The sequence below is a fragment of the Nostoc sp. genome (assembly GCF_036917755.1).
Classification (GTDB): Bacteria; Cyanobacteriota; Cyanobacteriia; order Cyanobacteriales; family Nostocaceae; genus Nostoc.
The window spans coordinates 1-12619 of sequence record NZ_JBALFC010000006.1 but is presented as its reverse complement, the minus strand read 5'-3'; the positions used below and the strand labels follow the sequence as shown (position 1 = coordinate 12619).

The 12619-nt window shown below is 42.3% G+C and carries 11 protein-coding genes; 5 read left to right on the top strand and 6 right to left on the bottom strand.

Annotated elements, in window-relative coordinates; translation table 11 throughout:
- Window positions 1-18 precede the first annotated feature (18 nt).
- Window positions 19-330 carry a BMC domain-containing protein gene (locus tag V7L05_RS01765; protein WP_300413426.1) on the bottom strand — a complete coding sequence of 104 codons (312 nt, stop codon included), beginning with the start codon at window positions 328-330 and terminating at the stop codon, window positions 19-21.
- A gap of 305 nt (window positions 331-635) precedes the next feature.
- Here V7L05_RS01765 and V7L05_RS01760 point away from each other — a divergent pair, with 305 nt between their 5' ends.
- Window positions 636-1544, top strand: coding sequence for an alpha/beta fold hydrolase (locus V7L05_RS01760; RefSeq protein ID WP_335161256.1), 909 nt, complete (start codon window positions 636-638; stop codon window positions 1542-1544).
- 90 nt (window positions 1545-1634) lie between these two features.
- On the opposite strand, the gene V7L05_RS01755 is transcribed toward V7L05_RS01760, so the two are convergent.
- Both V7L05_RS01755 and V7L05_RS01750 read right to left on the bottom strand, forming a co-directional pair.
- Complete coding sequence (locus tag V7L05_RS01755) at window positions 1635-2258, bottom strand: hypothetical protein (protein WP_335161254.1); 624 nt, start codon at window positions 2256-2258, stop codon at window positions 1635-1637.
- Between the two features lie 2 nt (window positions 2259-2260).
- On the bottom strand, window positions 2261-2893 hold the full coding sequence (locus V7L05_RS01750) for a ParA family protein (RefSeq protein WP_335161252.1): 633 nt from the start codon (window positions 2891-2893) through the stop codon (window positions 2261-2263).
- Between the two features lie 280 nt (window positions 2894-3173).
- Between V7L05_RS01750 and V7L05_RS01745 the strand changes: the two genes are divergently transcribed.
- From V7L05_RS01745 to V7L05_RS01735, 3 genes are all read left to right on the top strand, one after another.
- Window positions 3174-4556, top strand: a complete 1383-nt coding sequence (locus V7L05_RS01745) for a cytochrome P450 (RefSeq protein ID WP_335161250.1) — start codon at window positions 3174-3176, stop codon at window positions 4554-4556.
- 227 nt (window positions 4557-4783) lie between these two features.
- Window positions 4784-5182, top strand: coding sequence for a hypothetical protein (locus V7L05_RS01740; RefSeq protein ID WP_335161248.1), 399 nt, complete (start codon window positions 4784-4786; stop codon window positions 5180-5182).
- 191 nt (window positions 5183-5373) lie between these two features.
- A complete protein-coding gene (locus V7L05_RS01735; RefSeq protein ID WP_335161246.1) occupies window positions 5374-6954 on the top strand; it encodes a HEAT repeat domain-containing protein in 1581 nt (526 codons plus the stop codon).
- A 65-nt stretch (window positions 6955-7019) separates the two neighbouring features.
- Here the strand turns inward: V7L05_RS01735 and ccmS are convergent, their stop codons facing one another.
- The gene (gene ccmS, locus V7L05_RS01730) at window positions 7020-7448 is read right to left on the bottom strand and encodes a beta-carboxysome assembly chaperone CcmS (RefSeq protein ID WP_335161243.1); all 429 of its coding nucleotides are present in this window, start codon (window positions 7446-7448) and stop codon (window positions 7020-7022) included.
- A 39-nt stretch (window positions 7449-7487) separates the two neighbouring features.
- Window positions 7488-9296, bottom strand: coding sequence for an ABC transporter ATP-binding protein (locus V7L05_RS01725; RefSeq protein ID WP_335161241.1), 1809 nt, complete (start codon window positions 9294-9296; stop codon window positions 7488-7490).
- A 298-nt stretch (window positions 9297-9594) separates the two neighbouring features.
- On the opposite strand from V7L05_RS01725, the gene V7L05_RS01720 reads away from it, so the two are divergent.
- Window positions 9595-11277: a SulP family inorganic anion transporter gene (locus tag V7L05_RS01720; RefSeq protein WP_335161239.1), complete on the top strand. Its 1683-nt coding sequence runs from the start codon at window positions 9595-9597 to the stop codon at window positions 11275-11277.
- A gap of 510 nt (window positions 11278-11787) precedes the next feature.
- Here V7L05_RS01720 and V7L05_RS01715 read toward each other — a convergent pair.
- Window positions 11788-12150, bottom strand: a complete 363-nt coding sequence (locus tag V7L05_RS01715; protein ID WP_335161237.1) for a hypothetical protein — start codon at window positions 12148-12150, stop codon at window positions 11788-11790.
- Window positions 12151-12619: the final 469 nt, after the last annotated feature.

The following is a 12619-nucleotide window of genomic DNA, read 5'->3' as shown; positions in this document are numbered from 1 at the left end:
TTTTGATAGCAAAATTGCTTAGAACATGCGGAAAGGTTCTGATTCTTCAGTGAAATGGATTGGTAATATGGTTTCCACATTTTCCGGGGGATTAGGAACGATGTAGTAGGTAATTACTGTACCAACCTTTACTTCCTCTCCGGCTGCGATTCCGGCTTCAACAGCTCTATTTACTTCAGAAACGTGTCCCCGGACGGCGACTAATAAGCGAGCGCTTTCTGCTTGACCATAATACACAATTGTGACTGCGGCAGCTTTGACCATTGCATCTGCTGCTGCTAAGACACTAGGAAAACCTAAAGTTTCAATTACGCCAACGGCCATTGGCATGGCATTAGCTCCTGGATTAAGGGATAGGCGACTTCAATTGTACGTGGCTTTAGTCCAAATTTTGACATTTTGGAAAACTTTCTTTGATGCCATAATTTTTGGGGGAGTGGGGAGTGGGGAGTGGGGAGTGGGGAGAGACGCGATTAATCACGTCTAGGGAATCGGGAGTTAGAATATTTTGATAGCCGTTGGTTTATGTTTTATATAATTAAAAATAATACTTCAGCGTCTTAGTTTGTATCATTTTTGTTGTTTAACAAAATCAGCTATGCGTGGAAGCAAGCTAGTACGATAAACTGAAATTTATGTTTCCGAATTTTCTTCCTACAGCAGTTGGGCAACTGACAGAATCTGCCTCGATCGCACTAGCTCAGAGTATTCAAACAACTGCTCTGGCTACTCCTTTAACTAATCAACCAGTTACGACAACCTATGTCAAGCAAGGGAGTGGTGGAAATCCTATTTTATTAATTCACGGCTTTGACAGTTCTGTATTAGAATTTCGGCGGCTTTTGCCACTGCTTTCTGAAGATAATCAAGCTTGGGCAGTGGATTTGTTGGGTTTTGGGTTTACAGATAGACTCTCAGAAATTCCTTATACCCCAACTACGATTAAAACCCATCTTTATTATTTCTGGAAAAGCCTGATTAACCAACCTGTAATTTTAGTGGGCGCTTCGATGGGGGGTGCGACGGCGATTGATTTTACGCTGACTTACCCGGAAGTAGTAAAAAAGCTGGTGTTAATTGACAGTGCTGGCTTAACAGGTGGTTCACGATTAAATAAATTAATGTTTCCCCCGTTGGATTATTTAGCAACTCAGTTTTTGAGTAATCTGAAAGTGCGCGATCGCGTTTCCCGCATAGGATATAAAAATCAAAGTCTTGCCTCTATCGATGCGCTATGTTGTGGCGCATTACACCTACAAATGCCAAGCTGGGATCAAGCTGTGATTGCTTTCACTAAAAGTGGGGGTTACAGTGCTTTTAGATTTGAAATGCTATCACAAATTGTGCAACCAACGCTAATTTTGTGGGGCGATGCCGATAAAATTTTAGGTACTGGGGATGCCACAAAGTTTAAAAGGGCAATTCCACACAGTACTCTCATCTGGATTCAAGATTGTGGTCATCTCCCACACCTGGAACAACCACAAATCACAGCCCAGCATATTTTAGAATTTAGCGCTAAAGCATCAAGTATAGAAGCATGAATTGCATCAGAAATGGCACTGGTTCATTCCCGCAGTGCCATAGATTTTGAGGTATTGCTATTTAATCTTTATCTGACTGATTAACTGACTCTAGTCAAGTAACCACATCTCATTAGAACTCTCAGGATACTCATTTGGTTGATTTTGTGGTTGACTTTGAGCTAGTGTTTCCGATGAACGATGTGATTTTTTGTAGTTCAGTGGATTGTAGTGTTCTTTTACGGGTTTTATAGCACTAGTTTCTTTTACAGCTACAGCAAGTTTAGACTTATCTTCTGCTGTTTGTTTTAAAGCATTAATTTCTTCGATAAGCTGGGAATTCGCTTCTGCTAGTTGCAGCGCTGTTTTTTTGGTTTCCTCAAGTTCTTTTGCTACCTGTTCTACTAATAATTTTTGTTCAGATGCTAATGTTTTTTGTCTAGATAATTTTGATTGCAAATCAGCAATTTCTTGCCCAAGAGATGCTTCATTTTTATGGCTTTTTTCCAGATTAATTGTCAACTCTTTGATAGTTGTTTCTAAATCAGCCTTAGTTGGACTTGTGCGCTTAGTGGAAGTTGGCTCAAGTATTTGTGCTGAAGATTCCTCATCAGATAAAGCCTGTTCTTCGGCAATTTTTTCTGCTGTAACTTCGATCGCAGGTTCACCTTCTGAGGGTGTAAATTTTTGCGCCTCTTCTTGTAATAAGTCAGAGAGACTTTGTTTCCTAGCCATTATTATTTTCTCCAATCACGCTGTAATTCATCAGCTGCACGGCGGTAGTCTAATTCCGCCTCCCGTGCATTTCCTCCTCGCCATTGAGTAATCGCTACACCTTCAAGTGCTGCTCGTTCATGAGCTTTATAGGCACGGATGAAGGTATTACAAGTAGGAATACCTAAGCGAGTCAGAGTATTTTTTGCTTCTTGCGCTTCCCCCAGACTGCGCGTATCGACTTTGGTGAGCAATACCCGATGGGGGGTTCCCAAGGGGATGACGGCTTCCTTGACTGTTTCCACGAGGATTGCTAAATCCATTGCGGCTGGGGGTGTAGGCAAAACTAGATAATCTGCGATCGCAACTACCGCCACTAATGCTTCAGAGCGTAGCGCCGGAGGTGTATCCACCACTACTAAATCGTAACCTGTTATCTTTCCTAAATCAGCTAAAAGCGTGGGATCAGTTTCTTGAGATAAATCAAATCCCATTCCCTGCTGACTGCGCCCAAACCACCAGCTGGCAGAACCTTGAATATCTGCATCAATCAGCAGCACCTTTTGTTTCTTCGCAAAGTTTGCAGCCAGATTGACTGCGGTAGTCGTTTTACCGACTCCTCCTTTACCGTTGAGAATAGCGATGATTTTTGGCACTGCTTTAGCTAGGGAAAGGGAGTGGGGAGTGGGGAGTGGGGAGTAGGGGAAGAAATCAAATTCATGTTTGGTTGTGGGATTTTTTGATCATGGACTGACTTGAAAGAGTGTTGAATACTAAGTTAGTCATTAAGAGTTAGGAGTTATTATCCTTTCCTCCCCTACTCCCTACTCCCCACTCCCTACTCCCCATTTGATGAATATACCGCTTTCTGTAACCCTAAATAACATGAAAAGTCGTAACAATAAAATTCAGAAGCCATCAATTCTCCAAAATTCTATGACAACAACTTACAATCTGCCTGACGGGCCTCAAATTCCGCGCTGGCTGCGGATGATCAAGTTTATTGGTCAGCCAGTGAAATATGTGGATGATTTTGCCAAAATCTATGGTGACACTTTCACAATCAGGAGTAGTCGCTCTGATAATCATCTTGTGTACTTTAGTCAACCCCAAGCGCTTGAGCAGATTTTTACTGCTGATTCTAGCTATTTTGAGGTTGGCAATGCGAACATAGGACTAAAATTTTTGCTTGGCGATCGCTCCTTTATGTTAACAGATGGCGATCGCCATCAGCGTCAACGGCAACTATTAGCTCCTCCTTTTCATGGCGAAAGGATGCGGGCTTATGGTCAGGATATCCGCGAAATAACCCGACAGGTGAGTAACGAATGGCAAATTGGCAAGCCTTTTAATATCCGTGAGTCGATGCAAGAAATTACCTTGCGTGCTATTCTACGGGTTGTATTTGGTTTGAATGAAGGACAGCTTTTTGAGGAACTGAGGCGATCGCTAAGTGACTTACTAGACTTCATCAGTTCCCCCGTAATGTCCAGCGCCTTCTTTTTCCGGTTCATGCAAAAAGATTTTGGTGCCTGGAGTCCGTGGGGTTGGATTCTGCAACAACGGCAAAAAATTGATCAACTGATTTATGCTTTGCTTCGAGAACGTCGGGCCCAAGCAGATCAAAATGGCCAAGATATCCTAAGTTTGATGATGGCGGCTCGTTACAACGATGGTCAAGGGATGTCAGATGAAGAATTACACGATGAGTTAATGACATTGCTAGTTGCGGGACATGAAACTACCGCTTCGGCATTGACATGGGCTTTTTACTGGATTGACCATTTACCAGAGGTGCGTGAGAAGTTACTACAGGAACTTAACACCATTGGAGTTAACCCCGATTTGAGTAATGTCACTAAATTGCCCTATTTGACAGCAGTTTGCCAAGAAACATTGCGAATTTACCCAATTGTCATGAGTGCTTTCCCCCGGATTGTGAAGACCCCAATTACAATTATGGGCTACGAACTGCGAGAGGGAACGGTAATTGTCCCCAGTATTTATTTAGCGCATCATCGGGAAGAAGTTTACCCACAATCCAAGCAGTTCAAACCAGAACGCTTTTTAGAAAGACAATATTCACCATACGAATATTTACCCTTTGGTGGCGGTAATCGTCGTTGTATTGGGATGGCATTTGCCCAGTATGAAATGAAAATCGTCTTGGCAACTGTTTTGTCGGAATTTCAAGTATCGCTGGTGAATAAACGTCCTGTGCGTCCTGTGCGCCGTGGGTTAACTATAGCTGCACCCGCCGGAATGCTGATGATTGCAACACATCAAGTTAAGCGTGCAAATACACCAGCCCTAGTTTAGGCAATTAGGGTGGGCATTTTATCCCCGCCCTACTATAGCAATCCTATCTGAGTTGTGAAAATTACTTTTTAATCGAACCACAGAGGCGCAGAGAACACAGAGAGAAGAATCAACAGAAATTTTCACAAATGATTTAGGACTGCTATAGCTATAGGATAATAATTATGAATTATGAATTATCCTGACCGAAGGGGGAAAGGATACAAGAACATTAAACCCGCAGAACTATGAAAAAACTTGAATTGAAAAATCATCAAGTTTGGCGAGATTTAACTGAAATATTAGAACCTTTAGATGCTAATACTCTTGTTAAACAACATCTGGAACTATTTGATTATAAAATATGCGGTTACTGGGATGAACAAGATAAATATTATGAAACAATTACTTTGCCTCGTCTCCTAAAAGCTGAATTAGTTACTAGCTCTATTGGCGTTACCCACAAACAACGTTTTCTACAACTAAAGTTTTTCCTTATAGCTTCTGCTGTTGATGGCACACAGACGGCAAGTAATAACGCTCAAAAGCTCGGCGATTTGGTTATTATTTACAATGAAAATTTAGAGTTTATTGATGAAAGTTGGCTTTTAGATATCGATTCTCCAATGCTTGAGATACAACTCTGAAGTCTAGCTGACAGTTAATCATATCGCTCACCTCGCAGAGTTTTTTCACATTTCGCCTGCTGCTTTTTTTGAGTCATAAGAGGGAAAACTTTACAGATACTTATTGCGTGTAGACTTGACAGGAAGCCAACTGATGTAGCAAGATTTATTTAAGTCCCTTTCCTCCCACATCTCGAAGTGGATAGGAGGCAATGCATGATTGGCAGTATTTCTTTAACCACGATCGCAACAATCTAAATCAAGGCACTTACCGCATCTTTGAGCCGGAGTGGAAAGCAGAGATTCTCCACTGGTTCAGCCAAAAAGATGTGGATAAGCAGCAGAAAGAAGATTTTATCCAAGCTTTAATAGATTTTGATGACGGCTGCGGCGATTTTTATCGGTATCGCGCCTATTTTTTGGCGGCTGAGGCTTTATCCCAGTTCCCAGAATGTAGTTTGGGTGATGCGATCGCTTCCCAACTGCTGAAATGGAGTTATGCTTATTTTCGGCAAGATAAGCGAGATTGGCAGATACTACCAAAACCATTGGTGAAGACAGCCAGAAAAACTCTGGAATTAACTGACAGAAAACGGGTTATTGCCGCTTTTGTGCATTTGGTTCATACTACTGAAAGTCGCACAGTTCTTAGACTTGCAGCCGAGAAGTTAGGAACACTTGATCCGGGTAATAAAAGTGCGATCGCTGCCTTGACACTGCTAAGACCAGTTGTTGAAAATAAAGAAACATTCTCTCAGACAAGTCAAAATCCTGGGGAAATACCAGTTGGTGATGAAACTGCGATCGCCTCGTTAGTTCAAACTATAGAGACAATACTAAGCGAAGAAATTTGTTTCTTCGCAATCAGAGATTTGGTAAAAATTGGCGTGGGTAATCCAACTGTGATCGCCGCATTAGTTAATCTTATGGAGACGACACTAAATAAGGATAATTGTTGTAATGCGATCGCAGCTTTGGGAAAAATTGCTGTGGGTGATCAAACTGCGATCGCTTCTCTAATGAAATTCTTGGAGATAAACCAGGGTGATAGAATCTGCTTGGATGCAAGTCAGGCTTTATGGCAAATTGATCCAGGTAATGCAATCACACTCAAGACTCTAGTTTATATCCTCGAAACTTCTGCAAGTGCATCTCTTATAAATCGCGCTGCAACCTATTTACTGAAAATTGATCCAGAATATAAAACTGCGATCGCTACAGGTAATAAGGTGGCTATTAAAACGTTATTCCAGATACTTGAAACTACTGAGCATCAAGCCTCTGAGGATGAATGGGAACGTTTGTATGCAGCCGAAGGTTTAGTGAAAATTGATTCAGGTAATCCGAAGGCGATCGCTACTTTATGCCAAATACGTGAAAGTAGTCAAAATAGATTCATGCGTTTGCAAGCATCTCAAAGTCTAGTAAATGCTGTTCAAAATCTAGAACAACTTGATCTAGGCAATAAATTAGTTAAAGAGAGGCTAAAACAAGCTGTCCTTCTTCTTGTTCAGGACATTGAGAATTTTCAGGAATATGATGACTACGAAAACAAATTCAGCCTTAAACCCACACATCAACTATCTTATGAATCCTGTTTATTGGATATAGCAGAAAGCTTGACGAAAATCCTCCAAAGAGAACATTTATCACAAGTAGTCATAACCCTAAAAGACTATCTAAGTAAACAGTTCTACAAAAACAGTTCTTATCGCTACGAAGCCGTATTTAACATTATTTGGCATTGCGCCGAAAATCTAACTTACCCAGATTTCTACAAAGCAATCAACTAAACAATAAGCGCAGAGTTCTTATCTTCCTCCGCGCTCTTCTGCGCTTCCCTCCGCGTTCCTTTGCGTTAAAAAACAATCTCCCCCCTCATCCTCTCTTCCAGCACATCCAATAACCCATCCACATCCTTCCCAACTTCCTCAAAACAAATCGGTGGTGCTGGTTCCGGTGCAAACTGAATTAACTTAATTTCCCCCTTACCAATCCCAATCATCACAACTTCCACTTCCGGCTGATGATTCTCAACAATTCCCAAAATTTCTTGCAGCCGATTATCAACTTGATTATTTAACTTATCTATCTGCTCTTTCGGACAATAAACAAAATGCGGCGTTGGTTGCAAATCAATACCAACAGTACCCTGACTGTCACCATTTGCTAACCACAATCCCCAAAAAAGCGCCGCCAATTCCTGCTGATTTGCTTTCACAAACCTATCCAACTGGCGACGCCACTTAGTATCACCTGATTCTGGTTGACTATTACCAAAAAACATAAATAATTCGTAATGAAGACACAAAACTTTGCGCGAAAGTTATCTCAAACCTGACTGTACACGCCAAAGACTAGAATAAATCTCATCTTTCTCCAGCAATTGCTCATGAGTTCCCGATTCTACTAATTTCCCATGTTCCATGACATAAATGCAATCGGCATTGCGGATGGTAGAAAGACGATGTGCGATCGCAATTGTAGTTCTATCTACTGTAATCCGTTCGAGCGATCGCTGGATTGCCGCTTCTGTCTCATTATCCACCGCCGAGGTCGCTTCATCTAAAATCAGAATGGGAGGATTTTTGAGAACTGCACGGGCGATCGCAATCCGTTGTCTTTGTCCACCAGATAACTTTTGTCCTCTTTCCCCCACAATTGTCTCATAACCTTCGGGCAATTCAATAATAAATTCGTGCGCCTCGGCTACTTTCGCTGCCGTGATAATTTCTTGCTCTGTAGTCTCAAAGCTACCATAAGCAATATTCTCCGCTACAGTGCCATGAAATAGAAAGACATCTTGACTCACCAAACCAATGCAACGGCGTAAATCTTGCAAATTCAAACTTTGTAAGTCAATGCCATCGAGAGTAATACTTCCCGTTTGCACTTCATATAACCGCAACAAAAGTTTGACTAAAGTGCTTTTACCAGAACCAGTAGAACCGACAATTGCGATCGTTTTCCCCGCCGGAATATCCAAAGACAGATTTTTAATAACTGGAAATCTATCTTTATAAGCAAAATAAACATTTTTAAATTGCACTTCACCGCGCACTTCATCCACAGGTAACGCCACATCACCTGTATGAATGGCGATAGGAGTATCTAACAAATTCATGACTCGATTAGTAGAAGCCATTGCTCTTTGATATTGGTCAAAAGTTTCGCCTAATCGAGTTAAAGGCCACAGCAAGCGCTGAATTAAAAATACTAATACGCTGTAAGTACCTACAGACATTTTTCCAGAAACCGCAGCCATGCCGCCATACAACAGTAATGCCGTGAAACCCACCAAAATCAGCATCCGAATTAACGGCACAAAAGCAGCAGAAAGAGTAATTGCTTTAGAGTTACTGCGGCGATAAGCGTCACTATCTAATTCCAAACGAGAGGCTTCATAAGTTTCGGCGGTGAAACTTTTAATAGTAGTAATTCCACTAATATTGTTTGACAAACGTGAATTAAGGAAACCTACCTTTTCTCGTACTTCGGCGTAGCGAGGTGCAAGTAATCGTTGATAAGCAAAGGAACCCCAGAGGATAAACGGCATTGGAGACAAAGCCATCCACGCTACACTAGGAGCCAAAATAAAGAAAGCAGCGCCAATAATTACAACAGTTGCGGAAACTTGGATAATATCATTCGCTCCTCCATCCAAAAACCGCTCTAATTGGTTAATATCATCACTGAGAATAGACATTAAACCGCCAGTGCTGCGTTCTTCAAAATAAGCCAATTCCAACTCTTGCAAATGTTTGTATGCATCCAAACGCAAGTCATGCTGAATATTCTGAGCCAAATTCCGCCAAAGTCGAGCGTAGGCGTACTCAAAAACAGATTCTAGTATCCAAATGATCACAGTCAGGAAGGAAATAATCAAAAATTGTTGAAAGACATCGCGTACCCCTAACTGTGCAATTATGGAATTCTGCTGCTTGACTACTACATCCACCGCCACGCCAATTAAGCCGGGTGGTGCCAAGTCAAAAAATTTATTCAGGATAGAATAAGTAGTCGCCAGCCAAATTTGTTTACGATACTGGTGTCCATACTCAAGCAAGCGCTGGAGAGGATGCGTTGAATGTTTACGCCTTCTTGATATCCGATGAGATTTTAATAGAGTAGCCACGGCTTTTTGCGGTTTCGTGCAGTTGATATTAACACAGAACAAAGTCCTGAGTCTGACGATGAGCGATTACCTACGGTACGCTACGCGAACGCAATTATAGTTCTATCGACTGTAATCCCTTCGAGCGATCGCTACAAGCTAATCACAATATAATCTTGACTTTTTTCCCAGATGTCTATAATAAAGGGGCTTTTCCCCGCAGGCTCTTTGGGGTTCCGGGTATTATGCTTAATTGCCCGGATATCATATCACATCTATGTATTTATCAGCAAATTGCGTATGAGAGTTGAAACCGAATATGGCAATCTCAGATATGCTCCAAGAACCACAGCGTCTGCGTCCCTTATTTAGTGGACTGCGTGGCGATTTGACGGGAGGACTGACGGCAGCAGTGGTAGCCTTGCCTTTAGCTTTAGCCTTTGCGGTGGCAAGTGGAGTAGAACCAAAAGCTGGACTTTACACCGCGATTGTGGCAGGAATTGTCGCGGCAATCTTTGGCGGTTCCTCGGTACAGATTACAGGACCAACAGGCGCAATGGCTGTGGTTTTGGTGGGAATTGTCGCCAAGTACGGCATTGAGAAAGTTTGGATTGCTGGGGTGATGGCTGGGATTATCCAGATTGCCTTGGGGGTTGCCAAACTTGGACAGCTAGTGAAGTTTATTCCCTATCCAGTGACGGCAGGCTTTACCAATGGTATTGCCGTGATTATATTTTGTGGTCAATTAAATAATTTCTTTGGTTTACAACTACCGCGTAGCGAACATTTTTTGCCGGGACTTTGGCAAAGTGCAAGTCATGTAGAAGCTTTAAACTGGGCTGCTGTTGGGTTGGCAATAGTGGTGATTGCAACCACGGTTTTGTGGCCTAAGATTAATTCTACAATACCGGGTTCTTTAATGGGGTTGGTGTTGGCAACAGCGATCGCTAGTTATTTCCATCTGGATGTACTGACAATTGGCAGCATTCCGCAATCTTTACCGATGCCCCAAAGTATTCCCCACTGGAATGATTTTGGCTTGATTCGGGAACTGATAAATCCGGCTTTGGCTTTAGCAGCACTGGGAAGTATTGAATCGTTGCTATCGGCGGTGGTGGCTGATGGGATGACAGTCAGCGAAAAACACAATAGCGATCGCGAATTAATTGGTCAAGGATTAGCAAATATCATTGTGCCATTTTTTGGTGGCATTCCCGCAACAGGTGCGATCGCTCGGACTGTTGTGAATGTCCGTTCTGGTGGGAAAACCCGACTATCTGGGGTAATTCATGGCGTTGCCTTAGCCATTATTGTTTTAACTTTAGCACCCCTAGCAGCACAGATTCCTTTAGCAGCACTTGCTGGCATTTTGATGGTGGTTAGCTTGCGGATGATTGAGTGGGATGGCATTGGTTTGTTAATGCGTGCTACTTACTCCGACTTTGCGGTGATGATTCTCACCTGGCTAGTGACAATCTTGTTTGACTTAGTTCTCGCTGTCGAAGTGGGATTGATTGCAGCCGGAGCCTTATTCATCAAACGGATGAGCGATTTAAGCCTAGTCAAAATACCTGAAACCGAAGTATTTCCCCCTGGTACTCCTCTGGAATTAGGTAAGGAAATTGCAGTTTATCGGGTAGATGGCCCCGTATTTTTTGGTGCTGCTGAACGGTTTGCTACCTTCCTCCGCGATGAACCGGAAGTGAAGTATTTAATTCTGCGGTTACGGTTTGTGCCAAATATGGACACAACTGGGTTAGTAGCCTTAGAAGATATTTATCACGACATGGAACGGCACAATTGCCGCTTAATTCTCACAGGTTTACAACCCGAAGTCAAACAACTATTAGAACGTTCAGGATTGTTAAAAACAATTGGGTTATCAAATTGTTTTGAAACAACTACAGATGCGATTTGCTCTATCTCTCCTCAGATTGCAGGATGTTCTCTACCTGTAGCGGCTGATTTGAAAACAAAAGAATTGATGGAATTAAATGAATGACAATATTTTGCGATTAATCAAAGCCTCTCTTTCTATAAAGGCTACGGTGTACACACAAGTCTCTTGACCTGCAATGGCATTGCATCGGCTGACAATGGCTACGCCCCTTAATCCCCCCTTATAAAGGCTACGCTGTACACACAATAGGACTTACGCAAAATATCTCTCAAACTCTAATTTCTCTGTGCCGCGCCAGTTGCTACAAACTCCTCCACCCCCGCAACGCACTGGCTTCTCTGTGCCTCTGCGGTTCGTTATTCCGTAACTTGTGCGTAAGTCCTAACACAAGTCTGAAATAGCTGATTAACCAAGGTTTTACCCCACCCTAACCCTCCCCTTATAAAGGGGAGGGAACTAGATTTCTTGTTTCCCCCCAATCTATCAGGGGGATTAAGGGGGGGGGTAATTCAACTTGTGTGTACACCGTAGCCTTGCTTGCGGGGTGGGTTCTTCTACCTCACAAAGGCCGAGAACCGCTATATGCAAACTGTATTGATCGGAGTTTTGCCTTTAGCTGGTAGTCAAAACAACACCTTGGCGCACAGTACGTTTGCGATTGCTTTTACGAGTACCCCCAGCCATCTGATACTCGTGGCTATTTTTACCAAATTTATAAGCAACACCAAGCAAAATTTTTTCAGAATAGTCTGCCAAACCTCGTTCATTTTCGGTGATTTGGGTTAATAAAACATCAATAGTAGAGAGAGTGGTATTGTAGGCTTCCAGAGATTGACGGAGACTTTCAATTTTGTCAGTATAATCTTTAACTGTTAAACTTTCTCCTACATTTAGAGTAAGACTGATAGATTTAATACTTGCCAAGCGCATCTCAGCCTTGCTAAGAATACGTGAATCGCGTTTGCGTCTTGCCATAATTAATACTCCTTTACCTGGGAAAATAACCTAAATTTCTAGTAACTCTATACTGGACAATTTTTTAAAAGGTTGTCCTGCGTAAAATTGTTGATTTTTCTTAAAAAGCCTAAAATTTGAGTAATTTCATCAATTTTAAATCCCCCCTCTCTTCCTCTCATAACCGCAGTGGCTCCACAAGGAGCAACTAGAGGCAAGTTTATAAAAGATTTGAATGTGTTAGAAATCTGTACAGTAAACCCGCTCTTACTTTTTTCTGACTCACGACTCAGCACTGAGTGAGGTTAAAGCAGAAGTTGCTACTCTTAAGACGGAAGTTGCTACAGACTGCGCAAAATACGGAAACGTTAAGGCGGAAGTTCCTACTCTTAAGACGGAAGTTGCTACAGACTGCGCGAAACACGGAAACGTTAAGGCAGAAGTTCCTACTCTTAAGGCGGAAGTTGCTACAGACTGCGCGAAACACGGA